This window comes from Mesorhizobium sp. M1066 (assembly GCF_040318635.1).
Taxonomy (GTDB): domain Bacteria; phylum Pseudomonadota; class Alphaproteobacteria; order Rhizobiales; family Rhizobiaceae; genus Mesorhizobium.
The window spans coordinates 103928-127023 of record NZ_JAMYMR010000014.1; the positions used below are offsets into that span (position 1 = coordinate 103928).

Genomic DNA, 23096 nt, shown 5'->3' on the forward strand with positions numbered 1-23096 from the left:
ACGGGCGCTGCAAATGCCCTGGAGGCAGTCAATTGGGGGAGTCATGAGAGTTGCACATCTCATCGTCGCTGGTGCCTTGGCCGTCGTGCAGGCCGCGCAGCCGGCGTTTGCAGCGTCGTGCGGTGGCTGGAGCGCCAAGATGGAGGAAGACGAGGGCGGTAGCGTGCTGACGGCTTCGGTCTGCGGCGGGCCGAAAGGCGATGCGCATCTGATGCTCACCTGTTTCGACACGCCGGTGCTGAGCTACGATCTCGGTGCCACCGGCCAGCAGCTGGAACCTGGCATCAGCGGTTCGTTCGCGTTCAAGGCCGACGGCAAGACGGTGGCGAAGGCGCTTCAGCTGGAGGCCATGTACAACTACTTCGTGGTCAATCTGGCGAAAGCAGACCCGCTGCTCGACCTGTTGCGCGGCAAAGGCGATGTGTCGGTCAGTTCGGCCAAATATGGCGAGATCAGCTTTCCACTAAAGGGGTCGAGCGCGGCCATCGGCAAGGTGCTGGCGCAGTGCGGCAAGGCCGGGGCAGCGGATGGGGATTGAGGGGCTCTACAGTTCGATGCCGGCGCACCAATGAGGCGGTTCTCGTTGGCTCACCGGGCTTGCTGCCGAACCACCCCACCCAGTCGCGCCGTCGCGGCCATCAATTTCTCATCCGAAAACCCCGAAAAACCCAGCACCAGACCTTGCCGGGGCGCCCCGCCGATGAACATCGAGGACAAGGCCCTGGCGCCGACACCCGCCGCCTTCGCCGCCTCGACGATCGCGGTGTCAGGCCCGGCGCGCTTCAGCGTCGCCATCAAATGCAACCCCTGTTCGGGCACGGTTACTTCGAGGGCATCGCCGCAATGCGCCTCGAGGCCGGCGACCAGCACGTCGCGCGCGGCTTGCACCCGGCGGCGCACGCGCCTGAGATGGGCGGCGAAATGGCCTTCGTTCAACAGGTCGGTCAGCACGCCTTCGGCCAGCGTCGAGGGGAAGCGGTCGGAGCGCGCCCTGACCGCCATCACGGCATCGAGCAGCGCTTCGGGCACCACGACATAGCCGATGCGCAGGCCGGGGAAGAGGATCTTCGAGAAGGTGCCGAGATAGGCGACACGGCCTGAACCGTCCATGCCCTGCAGCGAGGTCAGCGGTGGGCCGGCATAGCGGAACTCGCTGTCGTAGTCGTCCTCGATGATCCAGGCATCGTTGCGCCGTGCCCAGTCGAGCAAAGCGAGACGGCGGCGCATCGTCATCGTCACGCCGAGCGGATATTGATGCGAGGGCGTGACATAGGCCGCGCGCGCCTTGGAGCACAGGCTTTCGCCGATCTCGGGATCGAGCCCTTCCGCGTCGACCGGTACCCCAAAAACCCTGGCGCCGCTGCCGGCCAGCACGGCCTGCGCCATCGGGTAACAGGGGTTTTCGATCCAGACGGCATCGCTGGGGCTGAGCGCGGCGCGCACCAGAAGATCCAGCCCCTGCTGCGTGCCCGAAGTCAGCACGATCTGGCCGGCATCGCAGCGCACGCCGCGTGCGGTTCGGAGATAGGTTGCGATCGCGGTGCGCAGGCCAAGCCCGCCGCGCGGATCGCCATAGCGGAAATGCTCCGGCCCGGGGCGGGCGAGGTGGCGCGACAACAGGATGCGAAACATATCGAGCGTGCGCGGATCCGACACCGCCACGCCAAGGCCGCAAGGCAGCGAGGTCGCCGCGTCGATCTCCGGCGGACGCGGCTTGACCAGTGCTGTCGGCAGATGCGGCACGTCAGGCGCGACGAAGGTGCCGGCGCCGACCCTGGCAATCGCAAACCCCTCCGAGATCAGGATTTCGAAACAGGCGACCGCCGCCGAACGCGACAGGCCGAAGCGCTGTGCGAGATCCCGGGTGGTCGGCAGTTTCGCCCCGGCGGCCAGCGCGCCGGTCTCGATCAGCCGCCGCAGCGCCGCATATAGTTCGCGGCTGCGCGGGCCGTCGCCCGGCAGGACCGGGATCAGCGCCGACCAATCCGGCAAATTGGTCTGTTTTTTCTTCATCGGATTGGTTCTTTTATCAACCAATGTCATGGCGCATGGTTGGCAGACAACAACCAAGGATGCAAGCCGTGAACGACACGCCAGCCAGCTTTCCGACCACCAGCCGCAACCGCGTCAAGCGCCTGCACGAGCGCGGCAGCTACGACCATGCGGCAGTCTTCGCGGTGCTGGATGCCGGGCTGCTGTGCCATGTCGCCTATACGTTCGACGGCCAGCCCTATTGCACGCCGACCATCCACTGGCGCGAGGACGACATGCTCTACTGGCACGGCTCGTCGGCCAGCCGCATGCTCCGCAATCTGCGCGGCGGCACGCCGGCGTGTCTCACGGTGTCGCATCTCGACGGGCTGGTGCTGGCGCGCTCGGGCTTCAACCATTCCGCCAATTACCGCTCGGCGATGTGTTTCGGCACGGCGCGGATCATCGATGAGCCTGATGAGAAACTGAAGGCGCTGGCCGGCGTCGTCGACCGCTTCTACCCCGGCCGGAGCGAGACCCTGCGGCCGATCTCGATGCAGGAGGCCAAGGCGACGACGGTGATCGGCATGCGCATCGAAGAAGCGTCGTCGAAGGTGCGCGCCAAGGGGGTCGCAGACGACGAGGAGGATTACGGGCATCCGGTTTGGGCCGGCGTCATCCCGGTGCGGATGGTGGTTGGCGCCGCCGAGCCGTGTCCGAGGCTGCTGCCCGGTGTGGAGCGGCCGCAGAATCTGGCTGGCTACGCGGAGGGCGAAAGGTTAGATGCGGCCCTGACCCAGGCGCAGCTGGCGTATGAGGGCGAGGTGTAGCCTGCGAAGTCGGCGCTGCCCCTCATCTGCCTGCCGGCATCTTCTCCCCGTATAGTGACGGGGAGAAGGACGCTGTCACCGATAATTTCGCCAATCGCCAGCGTCACAGAAAGAGCGCCGACGTTGCGGCTGGCCCCTTTCTCCCCGTCACTATACGGGGAGAAATGTCCGGCAGGACAATGAGGGGCGGCGCCCCACTGCCAACCGAAGCGCCTTGCTGCAGCCAGCACCGCACCTTAAGTCTGCCGGATGACTGATATCACCTTCCGCAAGGCGCAAGCCTCCGACCTGCCTGATATCGTCGCGATGCTGGCCGACGATCCGCTTGGCGCCGGCCGCGAGGATGCCTCCTTGCCGCTGGCACAAGGCTATATCGACGCTTTCAACGCCATCGACGCCGATCCCAATCAGTTGCTGGTGGTGGCCGTCGATGGCGGCGAGGTGATCGGCACCTTGCAGATATCTTTCCTTGCGGGCCTGTCGCGCAAGGGCGCGTGGCGCGGGCAGATCGAGGCGGTTCGGGTTGCCGGCCACCGGCGCTCGGGGGGCGTCGGCAGGCTGATGATCGAATGGGCGATCGACGCGTGCCGGGCGCGGAGCTGCAGCCTCGTCCAGCTGACCACCGACAAGGGGCGGGCGGACGCGCACCGCTTTTACGAAAGCCTCGGCTTCACCGGCAGCCATCTCGGCTACAAGAAGAGCCTATAGGCGGGCGGCTGCACACTTTTTGTGGAACTGCTCGCGGCGTTCGAGCATCGCGCCACCGCTGGCGCATTCGGGAAATCGTTCAGGCATACTTCAACTCGCGACCAAGAGGGGATATAGGTCAGTCAAGTTGACCTATATTGCAGCGTCTGGGGAGGCGTGTCGTGACCCTTATGAACCTGTTGGCTTCGCGCTCGTCGCGCATGAAAGCGTCCGAAATCCGCGAACTCCTGAAGCTGCTCGACCAGCCGGACATCATCTCGTTCGCCGGCGGTATTCCCGATACGGCACTGTTCCCGGCCGAGGCGATCCGCGACGCCTATGCTTCGGTGCTCGGCGGCGCGGAGGCGGGTGCGGCGCTGCAGTACCAGGTCTCGGAAGGCTATCTGCCGTTGCGGCGCTGGCTCGCCGGGCAGATGGGCAAGCTTGGCGTCGCCTGTGACGAGGCCAATATCTTCATCACCTCCGGCTCGCAGCAGGCGCTGGACTATCTCGGCAAACTGTTCCTGTCGCCGGGCGATACCGCGCTGGTGACGTGGCCGACCTATCTGGGCGCGCTGCAGGCTTTCAACGCCTATGAGCCGCGCTACGACCGGCTGACCCCGGCCGGCGGCAACATGACGCCCGACGCTTATCGCGCGGCGGCGGCGGCGAATGGCGGCAAGGCCAAATTCGCCTATCTGGTGCCTGATTTCGCCAACCCGACCGGCAACACGCTGAACCGTGAGCAGCGCGAGGCGGTGCTCGACCTTGCCGGCGAACTCGACATCGCCGTGATCGAGGATGCCGCCTACCGCGCGCTGCGCTATGACGGCGAGGGCGAGCCGCCGATCCTGGCGCTCGATTGCATCAGGTCCGGCGGTATCGACAAGGCGCGCACGCTCTATTGCGGCTCGTTCTCGAAGATACTGTCGCCGGGCATGCGGGTCGGTTGGGTGTGCGCGCCGCGCCATATCGTCGAGAAGCTGGTGCTGATGAAGCAGGCCTCCGACCTGCACAGCCCGTCGATCAACCAGGTGGTGATGCATCGCGTCGCCGAAGCCGTGTTCGACGGCCAGGTGGAAAAACTCATCAGCGCCTATCGCGAGCGCCGCGACGGGCTGCTCTCGGCACTGGAAGCCCACATGCCGGAAGGCGTGACCTGGAGCCATCCGGAAGGCGGCATGTTCGTCTGGATGACGCTGCCGGAAGGGGCCGACGCCACCGAGCTTCTGGCGCGGGCGGTCAAGGAGGCGCGAGTGGCCTTCGTGCCGGGCAGCGCTTTTTATGCCGACGGCACCGGGCGCAACACGCTGCGGCTGTCCTTCACGCTCGCCGACCGGCGCGCGGTGAGCGAAGGCATTCCCAGGCTAGCCGCCATCCTGAAGGGATAGGCCGGCGCCGGAAGCCGGCTTTGCCTGCGCCGTTACAGTCACCAGCCGCTCAAGCTTTGAAAGCCTGGTGCGAGCGAGCTTGCGGACCGGCTTTTCGAAACCTTCTTCGCCGTTTTCGACGACGAAGACCAACGTCATGAAATCGAGCATGAACTCATCTATGGCTGCCGCGACCTCGTGCGACCTGCCCTTGAACCGGCGCAGCAGAGCGGTTGCTTCCTCGATATTGTCGACACCAGCGCTGTCAACAAGCGCTTCGAGCCTCTGAAAACAATCCAATCGCAATTCCTCCCACCGCGCCATCAAACCCGGTTGCGAGCGGAAAGTTCCAAACTGAGAGTGGTCTCGCGAAAGAAATCGCCTCCACCGCTCGAATTCCGCGGTTTCGACCGGGCGTTGGCATTTTTTTGTTCGGGTGGAACCTCCGCGGCCAACAAAGGTTCTTACCAGGTCTGATCCCCCCTCAGACTCTGAAGGCTAGACATGCTTTCCAAAGGCCCGCTGGATCCCCTCCCAGCGGGCCTTTTGTTTGCTGGACGGAAGGAGTATCCGCATTGACGACGCCCTGTCCGAACCTAAATTCGAACCCACACGAGGAGGCGTTTTCATGGAAACCCAGGAATTGCATCGCGGCCGGCTCATCGACCACATCCAACTGGTGGTCAGGGACCTTGCGGCCAGCCGGCGTTTCTACGATGCGGTCCTGCAGGCGCTCGATGTCCCGATTGGCGGCAGCGGCGCCGACTTTTTCTGGGCCGACGAGCTGTTTGTCTCCACTGCCGACAGCCGGGCCGCACAGGGAAAACTCACCGGCCGCCATCACCTGGCTTTCCAGGCAAAGGACCACGCCATGGTCGACGCCTTCTATAAGGCCGGGCTGGCGGCTGGCGGCACGGACAATGGCGCACCGGGCGAACGGCCCTATCACCCCGGCTATTACGCCGCCTTCCTGCTCGATCCCGATGGCAACAACATCGAGGCCGTCCATCACGGCCCGCATAGTCGCAGCGCCGCTTCGGTGAAGATCACCTTCTAAGCTGCCGATATTCAGCCGGCCGGGATCGCGGGCGCATGGGCGATGCTGGAGAGAGAGGCTGCTTTGCGTTGCCAGATTGGTGGCCACGATGCTAACCGTGCAAATGGCGAGCGGGAATCGGTATCGAAGCAACGCGCGCTGCAAAATCCTCAATAAAACTCCCCTTACCCCCGTGGAGATATATTTTTTATGCAAAACCCAACAAGGGCGATCTGTGCCGCCACGCTTTTATTTGCGATCGGGGCCGTTGGCCTCAGAAGTATATCACCTTTTGCTTATGTTTCATCGGCGCAGGCGCAGGAGGAATATCTTCCGACCCAGAAGGATTTTGTCGGCAAATGGAAACTGAACGGTGGGGCCATCCGGCCGCCGCGCGATATGAAGGATGCGCCGACACCGGAACAGGAAGCAGCCGCCAATGAATTCCAGCAGACGGTGACGGCGTTTTACGGGGCGTTCGACTATCTGGAGATCACGGCGGACGGCCGCTACAATTTTCATCAGCCGGGTGATCCGACGTCGGGGCCTTGCGTCTGGTGCGGAACCTGGTCCTTCAGCAAGAGTTCGGCGTGGCTCAAGCTGGAGACGGCGCCCAGGCTGGATATCTACGCCAAGGACGGCGACATGCAGATGACCTACACTGTCGAACCCGACGAAAAATCGAAATATGCATGGTTGGTTTTCGGTTGGACGAAGGCCGAGTAGGCGGCGGCGCACGGCTCGCCACACGGGCCTAAGCGGCTTTTCATCCATCTCGTATCCTCGTATACGAGATGGAGCCACCCGCCCGAGGAGACCGCATGAGCCCATTGCCTGAAACCGTGCCGTTTTTCAGCCAGTGGGAAACGCCGGACATGACGCTGGACGTCCTCGCCGACGGCGCGGATGTTGCGCTCAGGCGCGATCCGCTGTGGCGGGGGTCGGGCGCGGAAACTCTCGATGAGTATGCGGTCTGGGCGGCCAACATCTGCGGCATGGCGTGCCTGAAGATGATCCTGGCCAGCCGCGGCGAGATCGTGCCGACGATCGAGCTTGCCAGGCGCTGCACCTTATATGGCGGCTATGTCGTCAACGCGGGATCGATCAAGGGGCTGATCTACGCGCCCTTCGTCAGCTTCGTGAAAGAGGTTTTTGGACTCCGGGCCGAGGTGGTGACCAATGTCGCGACGGCGGAGATTCCGGCGATCATGCAGCGGACGCGCTTCTTCATCGCGTCGGTCAGCAGTTCGATCCGCTGGCCCGAGCGCGAGCCGCCCTCGAAGGGCGGTCATCTGGTGCTGGTCACGGCGGCATCCAACCAGGGTTTCCGCTTCCACAACCCGTCCGGCCATGACCCCGCCACACAGGCAGACGCAGTGTTGGCGCCGGCCGATTTCGATCGCTTCTTCGCCAATCGTGGCATTGCCGTCGCCATTTGATTTTTTGACAGTCGAGGGATTTCGATGACCGGTAAGACAAGAGTGGCCATCCTCTATGGCGGGCGTTCGGCCGAGCATGACGTGTCGCGCCTTTCGGCCGCCAATGTGCTGAAGGCGATCGACCGGACGCGTTACGACATAGTGCCGATCGCCATTTCGCGAGACGGCAGGTGGCTGCTGCAACAACTCGATCGCGCCGCGGCGATCGGCGATGAGGGGGCAGGGGCGCCGGTATCTGAGGATGGTGCAGAGGTAGCCTTGCTGCCCGGCGGCAAGGGCCGGCTGGTCGTCGTGTCTCGGGATGGTACGCAAGCTGACCTGCCTCCCATCGACGTCGTGTTCCCGGTGCTGCACGGGCCGTTCGGCGAGGACGGCTCGGTGCAGGGCTATGCCGAGGTCGCCGATGTCGCCTATGTCGGCTGCGGCATCCTCGCCTCGGCCGCCGCCATGGACAAGGATGTCACAAAGCGGTTGATGCGCGAGGCAGGGGTTTCGGTTGCCCGCTCCGTCACCGTGCATCGAAACGGCAAGCATTCCTTCCAGCAGATTGCCGGGACACTCGGCCTGCCGTTCTTCGCCAAGCCGGCGCGCCAGGGCTCGTCCTTCGGGGTCAGCAAGGTGAATGACAGGGACGGCTTCGAGCAGGCCATCGACACGGCTTTCCGCTACGACGGCAAAGTGTTGATCGAGGAATTCGTCGAGGGCCGCGAGATCGAGTTCTCGGTGCTGGAGCGCGCCGACGGGTCGCTGACGGTGTCGCTGCCCGGCGAGATCATTCCGGCCGGCAAGCACGGCTTCTACACTTATGAAGCCAAATATCTCGATGCCGACGGCGCGCTGGTCAAGGTGCCCGCCGATATCCCGGCCGATGTGGCCGAGAAGGCCAGGGATATGGCGCGGCGGGCATTCCAGGCACTTGGCTGCGAAGCCATGGCGCGCGTCGATTTCTTTCTGCGCGCCGATGGCAGCCTGCTCGTCAACGAGGTCAACACCATTCCCGGATTCACCGACATCTCGATGTACGCCAAGGCCCTGGCGGCATCAGGCATCGGCTACAGCCAAACCATCGACGTGCTGATCGAGCACGCGCTGGCCAGGCATGCGGCGCGCTGATCCGAACGAGCGAGCCTGACTTCCATTCCGCGCGTTGAGAGCGCGGCCGACGCGGGCCGGATCATTGCCTGTTGAGTGAGGTGTATTTCACCGTTGGCTAAAGTTGCACGTCGGCTCTATATGCCCGATCATGGCATTTGGCAGGGAGGCATCACGTGGCCAATCGTCGAAACGGCACGGCGTCTCCGGCAGATGGGCCGGGGGACGCCCTTTCAGCGGCCGCGCTTCATCCGCGAACCTCATTGCCCAATGTGGCGGCCATCGTCACGACAGTGGCTGCACTGTATTTCGGGCGCGAGGTTTTCCTGCCGATCGCGATCGCGCTGCTGCTGACCTTCGCCCTGGCGCCGCTTGTCTCAGCTCTTAAAAAGGTCGGTATCCCCCGGATTGCCGCCGTCATTGCCAGCGTGCTCGGCGCTTTCGCGGCCCTTGGCCTGTTCTCCTTCATCGTCGCCACGCAGGTCAGCGAACTGGCGCAGAACATCCCAGTCTACCAGACCAACATCCTGACCAAGATCCGCTCGCTCAAGGAAACCGGGGTGGGGGGCGGGATCCTTGCCAGACTGAGCAAGGTGGTCGAGCGGGTCGGCCAGGAGATCGACAGGCAGGACCCCTCGCTGCCGGCTGCCACCCCGGAAAAGCCGCCGCGCGAGCCGGTGCCGGTCGAGATCGTCGCGCGCGAAAGGCCGCTCCAGGTCCTGCAGAACATCGTCGGGCCGCTGATCAGCCCGCTTGGCTCGGCCGGGCTGATCATCGTCGTCGTCATCTTCATGCTGCTCGAGCGGGAGGATCTGCGCGACCGCTTCATCCGGCTTGTCGGCTATGGCGACCTCCACCGGACCACCGAGGCGCTTCAGGATGCCGCCAAGCGGGTGGGCCGCTATCTCTTGATGCAATTGGTCGTCAACATCGTCTACGCCGTACCGATCGCGATCGGGCTCTGGGCCCTCGGTATTCCCAATGCGCTGCTGTGGGGGCTGCTGGCGCTGGCGCTGCGTTTTGTGCCCTATATCGGCCCCATCATAGGCATGCTTTTGCCGCTGTTCCTGGCGCTGGCCGTTGCGCCGGGCTGGTCGCTCGTGCTGTGGACGGCCGCCCTGTTCGTTGTGATGGAGCTGATCACCGGCAATGTCATCGAACCCTGGCTCTACGGTTCGCGGACAGGACTGTCGCCGCTGGCGATCATCGTCGCGGCGATTTTCTGGACGTGGCTTTGGGGGCCGCTCGGGCTGATCCTGTCGACACCGCTCACCGTCTGCCTGGTGGTGCTGGGCCGGCACGTGCCGCAGTTTGAATTCCTCGACGTTCTGTTCGGCAACGAGCCCGTGCTCGAACCCCATGCGCGCCTGTACCAGCGGTTGCTGGCCGGCGATCCGGAAGAAGCCACCGACCACGCCGAGGAGATGCTGGAGGAGAAATATCTGGTCGAATTCTACGACAAGGTTGCCATTCCGGCGCTTCTGCTGGGCGAACAAGACCGTGTGCGCGGCGTCATGGGCGATTTGCAAAGGCGGCAGGTGGCGGCCAGTGCCCTGATGCTGGTCGCCAATCTCGACGACAGCGCGCAGGAGGAGGCAGGCGAGGAGGAGGAGCCGCCCGTAGCGGCAGAGGCGAGCGACGATGGCGATCCCAACGGGGAGGACGAGAAGACCGACCTGCCCGATGGCACGGATATGTCCGTGCTTTGCGCCGGTGGGCGTGGCGAGCTCGACGACGCCGCCGCCGCGATGCTGGCGCAGGTGCTGGAGGTCCAGGGCGCGACGGTATCGAAAGCCGGCTTTGCGGATATGGAGCCCGCCAGCATTCGCCGCCTTGAGCTCGCAACCGTTGACACCGTCGTGGTCGGATTCCTGAACCGGGATTCCGTCAAGCACGCCCGCTTTATGGTTCGCCGGCTGAAGCGTGCGAAGGCCGCACTTCGGGTGGGAATCGTGTTCTGGTCGGAGGCCGCTGCTGAGGACAAGGAGACGGCCGACAAACTGGCCCGTGACATGAACGCGGATTTCGTGGCGCATGGCATGGTCGACGCCGTGCTGGGCGCGCTGTCAAACGAGCCGCCGGTCGCTCTCAAGCTTGTCGCCAAACGGCGCATGCGGCGACAGCGGGCCGCGTCCAAGAAGGTCACGGCGGCAGCGGCGGGTTAGGCCCTGCCTTCGCCTTCTTCGGCAATGTCGGGGTCGACAAGCCAGGCACGAATTGCGGAAAATAGTTCAGACCGATGTCGATTTCCGGGAGGCCCATTCGTCTTCACGATAGGGAGCCGAAGAATTCACCCAATCAGGAACGATGCGATGACAATCACCATCACGGCATTTAAGCGATCGCCCGATCGCGGCAAGGGACTGGCGCGCGATACGCGCGTTCGCTGGGCGCTCGAAGAAGCAGGGCAGCCTTATGAGGTTCGGTTTGTTTCCTTCGCGGAGATGAAGGCGCCTGGCCATCTGGCACTCCAGCCCTTTGGCCAGATCCCCACCTATGAGGAGGGTTCTCTCTCACTGTTCGAGACCGGCTCGATCATCCTTCATCTTGCCGAGCAGCACGCGGGCCTGCTGCCCGGCGATCGCGATGCCCGCGCGCGTGCGATCACCTGGATGTTTGCCGCACTTAACACAGTCGAGCCGCCGATCCTCGAATTAACGACGGCAAAGATATTCGAAGCTGACAAGCCCTGGAGCGAGGAGCGTTTGCCATTGGTGAAGGATCGTGTTCGCGCCTGTCTCGACAGGCTCTCGGCTCGCCTGAGCGCCGCCGAGTGGCTCGACGATGCATTCAGCGCGGGCGATCTGTTGATGGTATCGGTGCTGCTGCGACTAAGAATGTCGGGCATTTTGGACGAATATCAAAACCTTGCTGCCTATGTGGCGCGCGGTGAAGCTCGGCCCGCTTACATCAGGGCTTTCGCTGCGCAATTTGCGGTCAACGCCCCGAGCACGCTGGACAGGCATGGGGCGCGAACGCTCTGAGATGTTCGCAAAGCCAGGGATGATGCAGCGGATTGTAATTCTTGGAAATGCCGGAAGCGGCAAATGACCCTGGCGCGGCAGATCCCAGACTTTTGCAGGCGGTAAGGAATGCTTGAAATTCGCCCAGCGCAAGAAGCCGACCGGTCGACGATCGTGCAACTGTGGCACCAGGGCTGGCATGATGCCCATGCGCATCTGGTTCCGGCCGAAATCCTGGCGTACCGAACGCCCGCGCATTTTTCGCTGTGGCTGGAGCAATCCGCCGATGCATTCCATGTGGCGGCAGCCGATGAACTGCTTGGCTTCGTCTCCATCAACGGAGCGGAGCTGGTGAAACTCTATGTAAGCCCGCAAGCACGGGGAAGCGGGACCGCCCGCGATCTGCTGTCACGCGCCGAGCATCTCTTGTCCGAACAAGGCGTGGCGGAGGCCGAGCTTTTCTGCACGGCGGGAAATCTCCGCGCGCAGAGATTTTATGCCCGCGAAGGGTGGCGCTTGAGCCGCACCTTCGAAGACGCACTTTGGCTGCCGGACAATGCCGCCGGCAGGTTCACCGTGGAAACCCACTGCTATCGGAAGCGCCTGGGTTTTTGGTAGCTGGTCTATCGAAACGACCTTGGCGAGACCGTCGCGGACGCTGGAGCAGGCGTCCCTACCGGTCGACCATCGCCATGCCCCGCTCAGTGTAGCGCGGGCCGGAGATTTTTCCCGGCGCGAGCGCGTCGTCGAGCGCGGCCATCTCGGCGGCATCGAGTTTGATGGCGGCGGCGGCGACGTTCTCTTCCAGGTATTTTCTGCGCTTGGTGCCGGGGATCGGCACGATGTCGATGCCAAAACCGTCGCCCTTCGCCAGCAGCCAGGCCAGCGCGACCTGGCCGGGCTTGACGCCGCGCGCAGCGGCGATGTCGCTCACCTTGGCGGCCGCCTCGACATTGGCGTCGTAGTTTTCGCCCTGGTAGCGCGGGTCGTTGCGGCGATAATCGCCGTCGGGATAGTCTTCCGCGCGCTTGACCTGGCCGGTGAGAAAACCGCGGCCGAGCGGCGAGAACGGCACCAGGCCGATGCCGAGTTCGCCAAGCAGCGGGATGATCTCCGGCTCCAGATTGCGCTCCCACAGCGAATACTCGCTCTGCACGGCCGACACCGGATGCACGGCATGCGCCCGGCGGATATTGGCCGCACCCGCCTCCGACAGGCCGAAGAAGCGCACCTTGCCTTGCGCGACGAGTTCGCCAACGGCCCCGGCGACATCCTCCATCGGCACCGCCGGGTCGACGCGATGCTGGTAGAGGAGGTCGATATGGTCGGTTCCGAGGCGGCCGAGCGAGGCTTCCACGACCTCTCGAATGTGTTCAGGCCGGCTGTCGGTTCCGACCTGCTTGCCGTTTTCGATGCGAAAGCCGAATTTGGTGGCGATCGTCACCTGGTCGCGCTTGCCCTTCAGCGCCTGGCCAAGCAGGGCTTCGTTGTCGTAAGGGCCATAGACCTCGGCGGTGTCGAGGAAGGTGCAGCCGAGTTCGATGGCACGGTGCAGCGTGGCAATGGATTCGGCCTCGTCGGGCGGGCCGTAGGACTGGCTCATGCCCATGCAGCCGAGGCCGATGGCCGAGACCTGCAGCCCCTGGCTGCCGAGCTTGCGTGTGTTCAGGGTCATGGTGGGGTCTCCAAGGAGGGGATGCGCGACTATAGCAGCCGCGTCGACGTTGGCCGATTCAATCGACACTCTATTCGATCAGGATGTGGGCTTCACGCGCGGCCTCGACGAGCGCCGCCCTGGCGACGTCGGGGGCGACATCGCCGCTCGTTGTCCGCCGGCAGGCGCGCAGCGCGGACTGATGCTTCGGGCTGCCTGCGTCACGCCAATGTGTGGTGAGCAAATCAATGGCCTGCTGTGTGTTGGACAGATGGTGGATGGAACCGGTGACGCCGACCGAAACCGCCACAGGCTTCGAGAACCATGCCGTTTGCATTGGAACCACCTCGATAGGGCTGAAGCGATAAACGCCTATGGCCGCTCAAAGGTTTCGTCGATGCCAATCAATCCGGTGTGAAAGTTGCCGATACCTCCCAATGGCATTGGGCGACCCATCTTGTCCGCGCGGCTCACATGTTCGAGGAGACGTCGCGGGTGGACGGTGTTTTGGGTTTGTGGGCGGCACGTTGCCGCGGCGCCTGATGGGCGGGGCGGGATTTGACTGTGTTCACGACAGTGGGCGCCTGCGCCTTGCGGCGCTTGAGCCAGCTGGCTGACAGTTCGGCAAGGAGACTGCGCAAGCCTTTCACGACGTCCTCCTCTTGTAAGGTGACAAGGTAATTTTCGTCACCCCAACTTGTTCCGCCGGAAATCATTCCGCGAAAAATAAAGGTTCTTGCCGGCGAAAGCGGCCGGGCATCACCTGCCGATATAGGCGGCCAGTTCGTCCGGCGTCCCATTCGGGAAGGCCTGTTTCAGAAAATCCAGGAACGCCGACACGCGCGCGCTGAGCAGCCGCCGGGAGGGGTAGAGCGTCCAAAGAGCGATCTCCGGGCCATCGATGTCCCCCCAATTCACCAGGGTGCCGTCAGCCAAATCGTGGCTCACCAGGGAAATTGGGAGACGTCCAACACCGACGCCGGCCCGCACCGCATCCCGCACCATGATCAGCGTCGAAAGAGCAAGGACAGGCTCGACCGCAATCGTCGAGCGGCCACCATGGTCCTTCACGTGCCATGTCTGGCGTTCGCCTGTGCCGCGTGCAACGCCAGGAGCGGCCTGCCCACCGGTCGTACGAGGAAGGTCCGGGCTCGCCACAACGACCAGGCGGTCGCGGAGAAACGCCCGTCCGACCAGGCTTTCGTCGGGTTTCGGATTGACCCGGATCACCAGGTCGTAACCTTCCTCGATCATGTCGACAGCCCTGTCCTCCGTCGTGACCTCAAGCCTCACCTCGGGATGCTTGAGGGTAAATCCCGCGGCGATCCTTCCCATCGCGGTTTGAGAAAAATGCAGAGGTGCGCTGATCCGCAGTCTGCCCTTGGGTCTTTGGCCGCCCGAGGCGATCTCGGCGGCCGTCTCGTCCAGTTCGGCGAGCAAGGTCCCCGTCCGCTCGAAGAGTGCTCGCCCTTCCTCGGTGAGCTTCAGGTTGCGCGCACCCCGTTCAAACAGGCGCAGGTCAAGGCTGCTCTCCAAGTCTCCAACCCGCCGGGACAGCGTTGCCTTGGGCCGGCCGGTGGCCCTTGCCGCTTTGCCGAAACCCCCATGGCGGGCAACGAGGTTGAAATCGGTCAGGGCCAGAAGATCCATGAGTGTTCCACCAGTGAGACGGTACGTCTAAAATTTCGGCCTGTTTGACTGTTTGTGAGCCACACATATTGGGCCTGTCAAGCAACCCAACAGGAGAAATTCCATGACCATCCTCGTTACCGGCGCCACAGGCAATGTTGGCCGCCAAGTTGTCGAGCACCTCGTCAAGCGCGGCGCCGACGTCCGTGCTCTCGTCCGCGATCCGTCGAAAGCCAGCTTTCCGGCAGGCGTATCGGTCGCGCAAGGCGACTTTCTCGATGTCGATTCACTGCGCAAAGCCATGTCCGGTGTTTCCACCCTGTTCCTCTTGAACGCCGTGGTGCCGGACGAATTCACCCAGGCTTTGGTCGCGCTGAACGTCGCCCGATCGGCGGGCATCGAGCGGATCGTCTATCTCTCGGTGATCCATGCGGACGTCTATGTGAACGTGCCGCATTTCGCCGGCAAATTCGGCGTCGAGCGAATGATCGAGCAGATGGGCTTCCAGGCTACGATCCTGCGCCCGGCCTACTTCATCCAGAACGACCTGATGATCGAAGACGTCATCACCGGCTACGGCACCTACACAATGCCGATCGGCACCAAGGGGCTCGCCATGGTCGACGTGCGTGATATCGCCGAAATCGCCGCTCTCGAGCTGCTGCGTCGGCAACGATCCGCAGAGCCGCTTGCGCTGGAGCGGATCAATCTCGTCGGTCCGCAGACACTGACCGGGACGGATATCGCGGCCATCTGGTCCGACGTGCTCGCACGCCCGATCAGCTACGGCGGCGACGATACCGAAGGTTTCGAGCAGAATCTCAAGCAGTTCCTGCCTGCCTGGATGGCGTACGACATGCGCTTGATGGGCGAGCGGTTCCTGACCGACGGCATGCTGCCCGAGGCCGGCGACGTCGAGCGGCTGACCGCGCTTCTGGGCCGCCCGCTGCGTCCCTATCGGGACTTCGCCTCACAAATCGCCGGCTCCGCCTGACGGAACAGCTCTCATCATCACCAGGGTACAGAAACAGCAGGGCGGCCTTTTGAGGAGGCCCCCTGACTGGCACGGGACAAATGCGCGTTCAGGCGGAACTGCCCTACTGCAGGGTGGCCGGACCAGGCCTGTCGAGTTGGGCGATCACGTGCTCGCCACCGGCGCCACCGAGCCCATCCACGAACAGACCAGCTACGCCGTCGAAATTGGTGAGCCCGTCGAATTCAATTGCGGCGCCAATCAACTGGGCTGCCTGGAAGACAAGGTATTCGACGTCCTCGAGGGCGACGTTTTCGGCCAGGTTCCTGACCCTTACATGCTCCGCCACCGCCGTGATGCTGACGATGCCGGTCTTCCTGAAGGCGATCTGGACCGCTAAACGGACGTCATCGCGCAGTCGCGCCGAGTAATTATACCGCATCGAAACCTCCCGAAGGGAACGGTTTTCTGTTCAGATCGCACAATGCGGCAGAGACTTCGCCTTGGCAAGTCACGAATTAAATAATATCCAAATAAATCAATCAGTTAGCATAGTTATGCAAGTGTGCGTCTTACGCCGAACACCCATCAGGCTCATCATGAGCACGAGAAGCGGTTCACGCATCGCGAGGTCTTGACGCGCTAGGAGCGGTTTCCTAACTATGAGTTAAATGAGTTGAACACTCATTCGACGTATTCATGGTCCAGAGCGAGGGAAGCGCGATGACTGAACTGGAACGCCCGGAACGGTTGCAGATCATGCTGACGTCAGACGAACTGGCGGCGCTGGAAAACTGGCGCTTCGACAAGCGCATGCCGAGCCGTTCGGCCGCCGTCAGGGAATTGCTGCGGCGCGGTCTTGCCGCGGATGGCTTCCTGACGGCGGAGCAAGGGGCGAAGTCGCAAGACTTCGGCATCCTGCCAACCGCCGACGGCAATGGCATTTCCGACGGCGGCAAGGAGTAGAGCGGTTCACCGCGCGTGAGCCGCCTGGTCCCCGCAGCGGTCGCTGCGCGGCGCCGGCCGGCGTAGCGGACGATAACTCTCGATTCAGAGGATGTTGGTCGTCACTTCGACGACGATCGCGGCACCTTCCAGGCTGCCATTGGCGACGTGCACGACGCGCGATACCCGCAGATCCTGCGTGGTTCCGTCGATCGACAGCGCAACGCTTTCTCCGATCCGGGGAACCGCCTGGAAAACGGCGTCCGTGGCCTCCGGCCGGTTGTCGATCGATATGCGGCAGTTGACGGTCATGAGATGTCTCCTGTGTCGGCCCGGTGGTCAACGCGGGGTCCGCGAAATGGTTTCAGGAGGCCGGATGCAACTTAACGGCGCCCGGATCCGTAACGCAGTAATTGCTCCATTGTTCATCGTAACGGAGCAACAGGGCTCGCCGGGGAGGGCGTTGGGGCTGCCTCGGCGAGCTTGATCGCTTTGCCCGGGGGGCGCTGCCTCACCGAGGTATGGAGACGAGTTTCGGTGCCCGCAATTCCCCGGCCATCCTTGCCGCCTGGAAAATTGTCATCAAAACCAGGATGGGCTCACCCTCGGTCGGGTTGATGGTCAGGACGACGCGGCCAAGCTCGTCGCTCATGCCGCAAGACCAGCCCTTGACGGCTATCACCTTTCTGGCGGCCATATGCCTTCTCCTGCACGGGAGGTTCTCTGCGGGCTACGCCGTCTGGAGTTGGTCGGCAGAACCTTCGCGCGATATTGCAACCAGCCGAAATGCGGCAAATGCGGCCAATATCATGAAAACCGCCGTGATGTTCAGGGACATCGCCGATGCAAGGACGCCCCCGTCAAAGCAACTCAGTTCCATGTCGCTGCACCCCTTCGATCCACTGTCGGCCAGGATGATGATCCTGCTTCGAGTGAAATACAAGCGCGCGCTAATACGCTGAAGCCGGCTGGCCAGTCTGCGCGCAGCTTCGAACCAGCCGAACGCTTGGTTGCTTGCTGGTTCCCGCTCATGGGCTCGAACCACGATTCACGCCTTCAAAGGGCGCTGTCCTACCATTAGACGAAGCGGGAAAATGCAAGTTGCCCCCACCCCTAGCCGGTTCCCGCGCCGGGATCAACGCAATGCGGCGGCAAAGCGACTTGAGGCGCGGTCTCAGTCCGGAAAGTTGGTGACAGGTTCCTCGCAGCGGTAGACGGGGCAGTTGCCGTCACGGGTCGGGACATAGGCCGACATCGGCACCTCCGGCCAGTCGCATTCGTTGCCGAACTGCCTGACATAGCGGTCATAGGTGTTGGGGCCGGTGGTCAGCACCACGGCATGATGGCTTTGGAGCAGTCGCCGGAGTTGGTCGCAACTCATCGTGCGGGTATCCGGCCTGGCTTCGGCGAGGCCGGTCGCGGCCAGCAGGATCGCTGCCGTCATCAAGGCAATTCGGCGCATCGGCATGGCTGTTCCCTCGAATGGATGTATTGGCCGAAACTCGCATCCCGGCGGGTGGTTCCGCAACCGCCGGGTGGCCGTCTGTAGCGGCAACCAAATGGTCCGTCGTGCATTGCTGGGGATGGATGGCAGGAAGCCCTACGAAACCCCGCAATGGCGTCCCGGAAACGGGGATCGCGAGGCCATGTGCTGTTCTTTCTGCGGCGGGCGCGACCACAGCTATGAGGACTGTCCGCAAAGGGATGCCGACGCCGATCCAGCACCGAATGCCCCTGACCCTCCCAAGCCGGACTGATCGGCACCGGTGTGCCGCACCGGCGATATTCGCTGCGCCCCACCGGCATTCGCACATCTGCCTGAGGTCCTCGACGCCGTCCGGCTACATCCTGACCTTGCCGGTGTTACCGATTTCCGGGCGGCTGTCGCTGACCGTTGCCGCCAGCATCTTCACATAGCTGACCACGGTGCCGGGACTGTCCCAATACTGGGCATCTTTCGGCGTCACTTTAAGCACGCGGATCGAAGGGTCATCGGCACTGTCCCACCAGGCCTTGGCCGGGGTCGACCACAACTCCCTGATCTTGGCGCGGTCGTTCGAAACCGCCGCCAGACCGCTGACGGAAACATATTTCTGGCCGCCTGAATCGGCGAAGGCGAGACCGACATTGGGCTCGGCTTCGATCTCGTCGTCCTTATGGCTGTCGACATCGGTGAGGAAGTAGATTGCGTTTTCGTCGCGCACCACATGCGCCGCCATGGGTCGCGAGCGGATGTCATCGCCTTCGCGGGTGGCCAGCATACAGAAACCGATCCTGTCCATCAGCTTCCAGACCCGGTCGAGATCGCCGTCGCTCATCGTGTGCCTCCTTATTGAGCCATCCATGGGGTGTCGGGTGCAACTCGCGCAAGCGCGCAAGGTTCCAGTGCAAGGTCCAGTCATGAACTGCCTGGACTGTCCCTGGGAGGAATGTTGGGAGGCGATTGCAACCAAAACCCACCGCGGCGCATTGGTGGCCATGCGCGCAATCCGCGCATGAGGGAGAAGGGGTCGACAGTGACAGATTTGGCGGGCTTTGATGCCTTGATCGCCATTACCGCCGATGCGCGGCTGGCGGCGATTGTCGATTCGTCCTTCGACGCCATCGTCAGCAAGGATTTGAACAGCATCATCACCAGTTGGAACGCGGCGGCGCAACGCATGTTCGGCTACACCGCCGAAGAGGCCGTCGGCCGGTCCGTGCTCATGCTCATCCCCGATCATCTCAAGGACGAAGAGACCGACATCATCAGCCGGGTCCGCAAAGGCGAACTGCTGGCCAGCTATGAGACGGTCCGCCGACGCAAGGACGGCGGCCTCATCGCCGTGTCGCTGACCATTTCGCCGATCAGGAACGCGTCCGGCGAGATCATCGGCGCCTCGAAGATCGCCCGCGACATCACCGCCAGCAAGGAGAGCGAGCGCCGGATCAGGCTTTTGCTCCGCGAGGTGAACCATCGCGTCAAGAACCAGTTCGCGGTGATCCTCTCGATGATCCGGGAGACCAGCAAACGCTCGACCGATCCACGCGAGTTCGAGGAGATGATCCGTTCCCGCATCATGGCGCTGTCGCGGTCGCACGATCTGCTGGTGAACTCGGAATGGGCCGGCGCCAGCCTCTTCGACCTCGCCCAGGAGCAGCTCAAGCCGTTCGGCCACGAGGCGCGGGTATCGCTGTCCGGACCGCTTTTGACCCTGCAGCCGAACGCCGTGCAAAATCTCGGCATGGCATTTCATGAGCTCGGCACCAACTCTTCAAAATATGGCGCGCTGGCGAGCGAGGCCGGGCGGCTCGAGATCACCTGGCGGATCGTCGAAGGCGTTTCGGACAAGCGGGAAATCCATCTGCTCTGGGACGAGACGATGCCGGTGCGTGAAGGAGAGCGGCCCGGGGGGCGGCGAGACGAAACCACGCGCAAGGGCTTCGGCACCGTCGTCCTGCAACGGGTCGCGCCGCAATCGCTGAACGGCTTGGCGGTGCTGGATCGCAGCCCGGGCCATCTCAGCTGGTCGCTGACGGCGCCGCTGGATTCGATCATCGTTCCGGAGCTCGGCGCCGACCTGCCTGAAACCGAAACGTCCTGAGCCTTGAAGGTCGTTCCGTCAACACCAAAACGGCCGCATCCTTGCCGCACCTGGCGGTGGATTCAGGAACCGTGACCCGGTGGCCGCGTTGTGGCGTCACGCTTTCGGAGGGGACATCATGGAACAACTCCTCGAGGAATTCGGCCATTCCACCTACACCTCGTTTCCGGTCATCGCGGCGCGGCTGTTGCTGGCGACGCTCTATGGCGCGGTCATCGGTTTCGAACGCGAATGGCGCAACCGCCCGGCCGGACTTCGCACGCATATTCTCGTCTGCGTCGCCGCCGCCACCTTCGGCATCCTGACGGTGGAGATCGTGCACGCGCCGATGTTCGCGAGGGAATCGGTCAAGGTCGATCCGATCCGGGTGGTCGAGGCGGTGACCGCCGGCGTCGCCTTCCTTGCCGCCGGCTCGATCATGTTTTCGCGCGGCGAGGTGCATGGGCTGACGACCGGCGCCGGCATGTGGCTGGCGGGCGCGATCGGCGTCGCCTGCGGACTGGGTCTTTGGCAAGTGGCCGGGTTCGGCACGCTGATCGTGCTGGTCGTTGCCGGCTTTCTGCGCCGGTTCGAACGCGGACCCGGCCTTGCCGCCGGTGATGAAGGCAGTCAGGCAAAGGCGGAGAAGGAGGGGGCTTCGGCCCGATCAAAGGAAGGGCGAAGGTAATTCCGATCGCCGGGAAATGCCGTGACTGGTTTCACCGAAGAAGCCGGCCAGCAGATCGGCCGTGCGCGCCGGATTCTCTTCGGGAAAGAAGTGCCCGCCCGGCATCGCCTGGCCACGCACATCGTCGGCCCAGCCGCGCCACAGCGCCAGCGGCCCGCCTTCGCCGGCATACCAATCCGCCAATGCGCCCTGACCGCTCCATAGCGCCAGCAGCGGGCAGCGGATGCGCCGGCCGGCTGCCTTGTCGGCATGGTCGTGCTCGCGGTCGAGCGTGGCTGCCGCCCGATATTCCTCGCAGATGGCATGGGCGTGGGCAGGCGCGCGCAAGGCCTCGATATAGGCCTGACGCACTTCGGCTGGAAACGCCGATGGCGGCGAGCCCCAGCCGTCGAGCGCATTGTCGACGATCGCCTCGGCGGCGCCGGACAGGATCTTTTCCGGCAATGGCTCCGGCTGCGCCAGCAGCGACCATGGCCAATAGCCCAGCGCCAGCCTGGCGTCGGCCCGGTCCCAGGCATCGCCTGTCGGCACGATGTCGAGAACGGCGAGCCTGTCGATGCTGCCCCGATGATCGAGCGCCATGCGGTAGGCGACCCGCCCGCCGCGATCATGGCCGGCGACCATGAACCTGCTGAAACCCAGCTTCTCCATCAGCCCCCTCATATCGGCGGCCATGGCACGCTTGGCATAGGGTGCGTGGTCCGGAGTGGACGTCGGACAGGAACTGCGGCCATAGCCGCGCAGGTCGGCGCAGACGACGCTGAACCGGCTGGCCAGAACGGGGGCGATGTCGCGCCACATCAGATGCGTTTGCGGAAAGCCGTGCAGCAACAGCAGCGGCGGCCCACCGCCGGCGCTCAGGCAGAATATGCGGACATCGCCGGTGTCGATTTCCGCGCTTTGAAAACCGTCGAACATGATCGTCTCCGGCACGCGCAACGGCCGTCAACGGGTTTGGTTGCAATGCCGCCCGGCGAGACGGCCAACCTTTTTCTTCGACAGGCGTTGTCCCTGTGAAGGAAGGTCGCCGCGGGCGGCCGTGAAAGAAAAGAAGGAGGCAGCGATGAGAACTCTCGCCATCATGCCATTTGGCCTTATGCTGGCGCTGGCAGTGCCGGCCGCGGCCCAGCAGCAGAACGACAGCCAGGCGCCGCAGGCCGACAAATGCAGGGCTCAGACCGAGCAAGGGGCAAAACAGCAGCCTGAACAGCAGGCCGATGACGGCAATTTGACCGCCAAGCTCAACGACTGCGGCGGCGTGCTGAAACCACCCCCGACGGGTGACCAGGGCATGGCGGCGCCCGCTCCCGACCAAGGCAAGACGCCGGTGATCAAGCCTGGTGAAGTGCCGCCCCAGCCGCCGAAACAATAAACGCCGGGTCGTTGGTATTATCGCACAAGCTAATGGAACCTCGTTATCTTGGGAGCGTTTTTCTCACGACTTGGAATTTGGAGAGATTATCGTGAGAGATATTGCGACCACTGCTACGTTGCTTGCCTCGATAGCCATCGTGATTGCCTTGATTCTGCTGGCGCCGAAGAGTTTTGGCTTCGAAACTTCTCACCCGATCGTACAGGGCGAGCTTCCGGCGGAATAATCGGATCGATTATTCGGAGTAATCGGATCGATTATCCGGAGTGATCAGGATCCGATTTGCACGAAGCAGGCGAGGCACGTTGCCCCGCCTGCTTTTAGTGAAACCACTATCGCACCAAAACGCCGGAGTGGCTGCAGAGCGCTGCGAACGCTTCCTGTGCCTCGGCAGCACCTGCCTTGGTTTCCAGGGCGGCTTCGACCTTCTCGCGCGCCGCCTGGTAGAACGGGCCGCGCTTGGCCTGCGGCCAGTCGATCAGGATTTCGCTGGCATCCTTGAGCGTGGCGACGTCGCGGATCGTATCCGACCCATGCGGCTTGATCCGCATCGGTGTGGGCAAAATGAGATCAGGCATGGCCCCTGTTCCAACTACTGGAGGAGTTTTGCTTCGCGCGCGGCGTCGATCATCGCCCGCATCGCTTTTTCCGCCGGCGTCCAGCCATCCAGCGCATCGCGGCAACTGCGCAACGCCGCCCGGTAGCGCCGACCCTGGCCAGCCGGCCAGTCGCCGAGGCATTCCAGGCCTTCCCAGGCGCTGCGGATGATGCGCTCGCGCTCCGGCGCGAATTTCAGCCTGATGGGGCGGGGAAACATCTTGTCGTTCAACGGTTGTCTCCATGATTGCCGCAAGTCGCCGGGGCGACATGCGTGAGAGGCATCC

The 23096-nt window shown here is 63.5% G+C and carries 32 protein-coding genes and 1 tRNA gene; 17 read left to right on the forward strand and 16 right to left on the reverse strand.

Translation table 11 applies throughout. The annotated features are described in order from the left end of the window. Positions 1-43 precede the first annotated feature (43 nt). Positions 44-538: a hypothetical protein gene (locus tag NKH52_RS19125; RefSeq protein ID WP_352732233.1), complete on the forward strand. Its 495-nt coding sequence runs from the start codon at positions 44-46 to the stop codon at positions 536-538. 50 nt (positions 539-588) lie between these two features. Here the strand turns inward: NKH52_RS19125 and pdxR are convergent, their stop codons facing one another. Next, on the reverse strand, positions 589-2013 hold the full coding sequence (pdxR, locus tag NKH52_RS19130) for a MocR-like pyridoxine biosynthesis transcription factor PdxR (protein ID WP_352732230.1): 1425 nt from the start codon (positions 2011-2013) through the stop codon (positions 589-591). 35 nt (positions 2014-2048) lie between these two features. On the opposite strand from pdxR, the gene NKH52_RS19135 reads away from it, so the two are divergent. From NKH52_RS19135 to NKH52_RS19145, 3 genes are all read left to right on the forward strand, one after another. Next, entirely contained in the window at positions 2049-2801 is a 753-nt protein-coding gene (locus NKH52_RS19135; RefSeq protein ID WP_352732227.1) for a pyridoxamine 5'-phosphate oxidase family protein, read from the forward strand. Between the two features lie 249 nt (positions 2802-3050). Continuing rightward, entirely contained in the window at positions 3051-3509 is a 459-nt protein-coding gene (locus tag NKH52_RS19140; protein WP_352732224.1) for a GNAT family N-acetyltransferase, read from the forward strand. Between the two features lie 170 nt (positions 3510-3679). Further along, positions 3680-4879 carry an aminotransferase-like domain-containing protein gene (locus NKH52_RS19145; RefSeq protein ID WP_352732427.1) on the forward strand — a complete coding sequence of 400 codons (1200 nt, stop codon included), beginning with the start codon at positions 3680-3682 and terminating at the stop codon, positions 4877-4879. Here NKH52_RS19145 and NKH52_RS19150 read toward each other — a convergent pair. Further along, complete coding sequence (locus tag NKH52_RS19150; RefSeq protein ID WP_352732221.1) at positions 4856-5158, reverse strand: hypothetical protein; 303 nt, start codon at positions 5156-5158, stop codon at positions 4856-4858. The genes NKH52_RS19145 and NKH52_RS19150 overlap by 24 nt on opposite strands. 328 nt (positions 5159-5486) lie before the next feature. Between NKH52_RS19150 and NKH52_RS19155 the strand changes: the two genes are divergently transcribed. From NKH52_RS19155 to NKH52_RS19185, 7 genes are all read left to right on the forward strand, one after another. Continuing rightward, on the forward strand, positions 5487-5915 hold the full coding sequence (locus NKH52_RS19155) for a VOC family protein (protein WP_352732219.1): 429 nt from the start codon (positions 5487-5489) through the stop codon (positions 5913-5915). A 189-nt stretch (positions 5916-6104) separates the two neighbouring features. After that, complete coding sequence (locus NKH52_RS19160) at positions 6105-6620, forward strand: hypothetical protein (RefSeq protein ID WP_127297330.1); 516 nt, start codon at positions 6105-6107, stop codon at positions 6618-6620. Between the two features lie 95 nt (positions 6621-6715). Then, positions 6716-7333, forward strand: a complete 618-nt coding sequence (locus NKH52_RS19165) for a cysteine peptidase family C39 domain-containing protein (protein ID WP_352732216.1) — start codon at positions 6716-6718, stop codon at positions 7331-7333. 24 nt (positions 7334-7357) lie between these two features. Then, a complete protein-coding gene (locus NKH52_RS19170) occupies positions 7358-8446 on the forward strand; it encodes a D-alanine--D-alanine ligase family protein (protein ID WP_352732213.1) in 1089 nt (362 codons plus the stop codon). Positions 8447-8601: 155 nt separating this feature from the next. After that, a complete protein-coding gene (locus NKH52_RS19175; protein WP_352732210.1) occupies positions 8602-10590 on the forward strand; it encodes an AI-2E family transporter in 1989 nt (662 codons plus the stop codon). Between the two features lie 147 nt (positions 10591-10737). Beyond that, complete coding sequence (locus NKH52_RS19180) at positions 10738-11409, forward strand: glutathione S-transferase family protein (protein ID WP_352722018.1); 672 nt, start codon at positions 10738-10740, stop codon at positions 11407-11409. Positions 11410-11517: 108 nt separating this feature from the next. Further along, positions 11518-12006, forward strand: coding sequence for a GNAT family N-acetyltransferase (locus NKH52_RS19185; protein WP_352732208.1), 489 nt, complete (start codon positions 11518-11520; stop codon positions 12004-12006). Between the two features lie 55 nt (positions 12007-12061). On the opposite strand, the gene NKH52_RS19190 is transcribed toward NKH52_RS19185, so the two are convergent. From NKH52_RS19190 to NKH52_RS19205, 4 genes are all read right to left on the reverse strand, one after another. After that, positions 12062-13063: an aldo/keto reductase gene (locus NKH52_RS19190; RefSeq protein WP_352732205.1), complete on the reverse strand. Its 1002-nt coding sequence runs from the start codon at positions 13061-13063 to the stop codon at positions 12062-12064. 70 nt (positions 13064-13133) lie between these two features. Next, positions 13134-13379 (reverse strand): DUF982 domain-containing protein, encoded by a 246-nt coding sequence (locus tag NKH52_RS19195; protein WP_352732202.1) that lies wholly within the window; start codon positions 13377-13379, stop codon positions 13134-13136. 133 nt (positions 13380-13512) lie between these two features. Beyond that, complete coding sequence (locus tag NKH52_RS19200) at positions 13513-13692, reverse strand: hypothetical protein (protein ID WP_164780463.1); 180 nt, start codon at positions 13690-13692, stop codon at positions 13513-13515. Between the two features lie 109 nt (positions 13693-13801). Continuing rightward, positions 13802-14692 carry a LysR family transcriptional regulator gene (locus tag NKH52_RS19205; RefSeq protein ID WP_023813832.1) on the reverse strand — a complete coding sequence of 297 codons (891 nt, stop codon included), beginning with the start codon at positions 14690-14692 and terminating at the stop codon, positions 13802-13804. 103 nt (positions 14693-14795) lie between these two features. Between NKH52_RS19205 and NKH52_RS19210 the strand changes: the two genes are divergently transcribed. Further along, positions 14796-15665, forward strand: coding sequence for an SDR family oxidoreductase (locus NKH52_RS19210; protein ID WP_352732199.1), 870 nt, complete (start codon positions 14796-14798; stop codon positions 15663-15665). A 103-nt stretch (positions 15666-15768) separates the two neighbouring features. Here the strand turns inward: NKH52_RS19210 and NKH52_RS19215 are convergent, their stop codons facing one another. Further along, the gene (locus NKH52_RS19215) at positions 15769-16086 is read right to left on the reverse strand and encodes a hypothetical protein (protein ID WP_352732196.1); all 318 of its coding nucleotides are present in this window, start codon (positions 16084-16086) and stop codon (positions 15769-15771) included. Positions 16087-16367: 281 nt separating this feature from the next. Here NKH52_RS19215 and NKH52_RS19220 point away from each other — a divergent pair, with 281 nt between their 5' ends. Then, entirely contained in the window at positions 16368-16610 is a 243-nt protein-coding gene (locus NKH52_RS19220) for a hypothetical protein (protein ID WP_023813828.1), read from the forward strand. An 84-nt stretch (positions 16611-16694) separates the two neighbouring features. On the opposite strand, the gene NKH52_RS19225 is transcribed toward NKH52_RS19220, so the two are convergent. From NKH52_RS19225 to NKH52_RS19250, 6 genes are all read right to left on the reverse strand, one after another. After that, positions 16695-16901: a hypothetical protein gene (locus tag NKH52_RS19225; protein ID WP_352732194.1), complete on the reverse strand. Its 207-nt coding sequence runs from the start codon at positions 16899-16901 to the stop codon at positions 16695-16697. A 199-nt stretch (positions 16902-17100) separates the two neighbouring features. After that, entirely contained in the window at positions 17101-17286 is a 186-nt protein-coding gene (locus tag NKH52_RS19230) for a hypothetical protein (RefSeq protein ID WP_352732191.1), read from the reverse strand. Positions 17287-17319: 33 nt separating this feature from the next. Then, entirely contained in the window at positions 17320-17634 is a 315-nt protein-coding gene (locus NKH52_RS19235) for a hypothetical protein (RefSeq protein WP_081734985.1), read from the reverse strand. After that, positions 17608-17681: transfer RNA gene (locus NKH52_RS19240), tRNA-Gln, on the reverse strand. The genes NKH52_RS19235 and NKH52_RS19240 overlap by 27 nt, the downstream gene beginning before the upstream one ends. A gap of 82 nt (positions 17682-17763) precedes the next feature. Further along, positions 17764-18057 (reverse strand): hypothetical protein, encoded by a 294-nt coding sequence (locus NKH52_RS19245; protein WP_352732188.1) that lies wholly within the window; start codon positions 18055-18057, stop codon positions 17764-17766. A 373-nt stretch (positions 18058-18430) separates the two neighbouring features. Beyond that, positions 18431-18907 carry a pyridoxamine 5'-phosphate oxidase family protein gene (locus NKH52_RS19250; RefSeq protein ID WP_023813825.1) on the reverse strand — a complete coding sequence of 159 codons (477 nt, stop codon included), beginning with the start codon at positions 18905-18907 and terminating at the stop codon, positions 18431-18433. A gap of 198 nt (positions 18908-19105) precedes the next feature. Here NKH52_RS19250 and NKH52_RS19255 point away from each other — a divergent pair, with 198 nt between their 5' ends. Beyond that, positions 19106-20173, forward strand: a complete 1068-nt coding sequence (locus NKH52_RS19255) for a PAS domain S-box protein (RefSeq protein WP_352732185.1) — start codon at positions 19106-19108, stop codon at positions 20171-20173. A 118-nt stretch (positions 20174-20291) separates the two neighbouring features. Continuing rightward, complete coding sequence (locus NKH52_RS19260) at positions 20292-20840, forward strand: MgtC/SapB family protein (RefSeq protein ID WP_352732183.1); 549 nt, start codon at positions 20292-20294, stop codon at positions 20838-20840. Here NKH52_RS19260 and NKH52_RS19265 read toward each other — a convergent pair. Next, positions 20820-21758, reverse strand: coding sequence for an alpha/beta fold hydrolase (locus tag NKH52_RS19265; RefSeq protein WP_352732180.1), 939 nt, complete (start codon positions 21756-21758; stop codon positions 20820-20822). The genes NKH52_RS19260 and NKH52_RS19265 overlap by 21 nt on opposite strands. Positions 21759-21903: 145 nt before the next feature. Here NKH52_RS19265 and NKH52_RS19270 point away from each other — a divergent pair, with 145 nt between their 5' ends. Both NKH52_RS19270 and NKH52_RS19275 read left to right on the forward strand, forming a co-directional pair. Next, positions 21904-22212 (forward strand): hypothetical protein, encoded by a 309-nt coding sequence (locus NKH52_RS19270; protein ID WP_352732177.1) that lies wholly within the window; start codon positions 21904-21906, stop codon positions 22210-22212. Between the two features lie 91 nt (positions 22213-22303). Then, positions 22304-22438, forward strand: a complete 135-nt coding sequence (locus NKH52_RS19275; RefSeq protein WP_281035303.1) for a hypothetical protein — start codon at positions 22304-22306, stop codon at positions 22436-22438. Positions 22439-22544: 106 nt separating this feature from the next. Here NKH52_RS19275 and NKH52_RS19280 read toward each other — a convergent pair whose 3' ends face one another. After that, positions 22545-22790 carry a DUF982 domain-containing protein gene (locus NKH52_RS19280; RefSeq protein ID WP_352732175.1) on the reverse strand — a complete coding sequence of 82 codons (246 nt, stop codon included), beginning with the start codon at positions 22788-22790 and terminating at the stop codon, positions 22545-22547. A 14-nt stretch (positions 22791-22804) separates the two neighbouring features. Further along, on the reverse strand, positions 22805-23041 hold the full coding sequence (locus tag NKH52_RS19285) for a DUF982 domain-containing protein (protein WP_023813818.1): 237 nt from the start codon (positions 23039-23041) through the stop codon (positions 22805-22807). Positions 23042-23096: the final 55 nt, after the last annotated feature.

Bases quoted from the DNA above. Each gene is read 5' to 3' on its own strand.
- NKH52_RS19125 (WP_352732233.1), top strand. From the start codon at position 44: ATGAGAGTTGCACATCTCATCGTCGCTGGTGCCTTGGCCGTCGTGCAG.
- pdxR (WP_352732230.1), bottom strand. From the start codon at position 2,013: ATGAAGAAAAAACAGACCAATTTGCCGGATTGGTCGGCGCTGATCCCG.
- NKH52_RS19135 (WP_352732227.1), top strand. From the start codon at position 2,049: ATGGTTGGCAGACAACAACCAAGGATGCAAGCCGTGAACGACACGCCA.
- NKH52_RS19140 (WP_352732224.1), top strand. From the start codon at position 3,051: ATGACTGATATCACCTTCCGCAAGGCGCAAGCCTCCGACCTGCCTGAT.
- NKH52_RS19145 (WP_352732427.1), top strand. From the start codon at position 3,680: ATGAACCTGTTGGCTTCGCGCTCGTCGCGCATGAAAGCGTCCGAAATC.
- NKH52_RS19155 (WP_352732219.1), top strand. From the start codon at position 5,487: ATGGAAACCCAGGAATTGCATCGCGGCCGGCTCATCGACCACATCCAA.
- NKH52_RS19160 (WP_127297330.1), top strand. From the start codon at position 6,105: ATGCAAAACCCAACAAGGGCGATCTGTGCCGCCACGCTTTTATTTGCG.
- NKH52_RS19165 (WP_352732216.1), top strand. From the start codon at position 6,716: ATGAGCCCATTGCCTGAAACCGTGCCGTTTTTCAGCCAGTGGGAAACG.
- NKH52_RS19170 (WP_352732213.1), top strand. From the start codon at position 7,358: ATGACCGGTAAGACAAGAGTGGCCATCCTCTATGGCGGGCGTTCGGCC.
- NKH52_RS19180 (WP_352722018.1), top strand. From the start codon at position 10,738: ATGACAATCACCATCACGGCATTTAAGCGATCGCCCGATCGCGGCAAG.
- NKH52_RS19185 (WP_352732208.1), top strand. From the start codon at position 11,518: ATGCTTGAAATTCGCCCAGCGCAAGAAGCCGACCGGTCGACGATCGTG.
- NKH52_RS19190 (WP_352732205.1), bottom strand. From the start codon at position 13,063: ATGACCCTGAACACACGCAAGCTCGGCAGCCAGGGGCTGCAGGTCTCG.
- NKH52_RS19195 (WP_352732202.1), bottom strand. From the start codon at position 13,379: ATGCAAACGGCATGGTTCTCGAAGCCTGTGGCGGTTTCGGTCGGCGTC.
- NKH52_RS19205 (WP_023813832.1), bottom strand. From the start codon at position 14,692: ATGGATCTTCTGGCCCTGACCGATTTCAACCTCGTTGCCCGCCATGGG.
- NKH52_RS19210 (WP_352732199.1), top strand. From the start codon at position 14,796: ATGACCATCCTCGTTACCGGCGCCACAGGCAATGTTGGCCGCCAAGTT.
- NKH52_RS19215 (WP_352732196.1), bottom strand. From the start codon at position 16,086: ATGCGGTATAATTACTCGGCGCGACTGCGCGATGACGTCCGTTTAGCG.
- NKH52_RS19220 (WP_023813828.1), top strand. From the start codon at position 16,368: ATGACTGAACTGGAACGCCCGGAACGGTTGCAGATCATGCTGACGTCA.
- NKH52_RS19225 (WP_352732194.1), bottom strand. From the start codon at position 16,901: ATGACCGTCAACTGCCGCATATCGATCGACAACCGGCCGGAGGCCACG.
- NKH52_RS19230 (WP_352732191.1), bottom strand. From the start codon at position 17,286: ATGGCCGCCAGAAAGGTGATAGCCGTCAAGGGCTGGTCTTGCGGCATG.
- NKH52_RS19245 (WP_352732188.1), bottom strand. From the start codon at position 18,057: ATGCCGATGCGCCGAATTGCCTTGATGACGGCAGCGATCCTGCTGGCC.
- NKH52_RS19250 (WP_023813825.1), bottom strand. From the start codon at position 18,907: ATGAGCGACGGCGATCTCGACCGGGTCTGGAAGCTGATGGACAGGATC.
- NKH52_RS19260 (WP_352732183.1), top strand. From the start codon at position 20,292: ATGGAACAACTCCTCGAGGAATTCGGCCATTCCACCTACACCTCGTTT.
- NKH52_RS19265 (WP_352732180.1), bottom strand. From the start codon at position 21,758: ATGTTCGACGGTTTTCAAAGCGCGGAAATCGACACCGGCGATGTCCGC.
- NKH52_RS19270 (WP_352732177.1), top strand. From the start codon at position 21,904: ATGAGAACTCTCGCCATCATGCCATTTGGCCTTATGCTGGCGCTGGCA.
- NKH52_RS19280 (WP_352732175.1), bottom strand. From the start codon at position 22,790: ATGCCTGATCTCATTTTGCCCACACCGATGCGGATCAAGCCGCATGGG.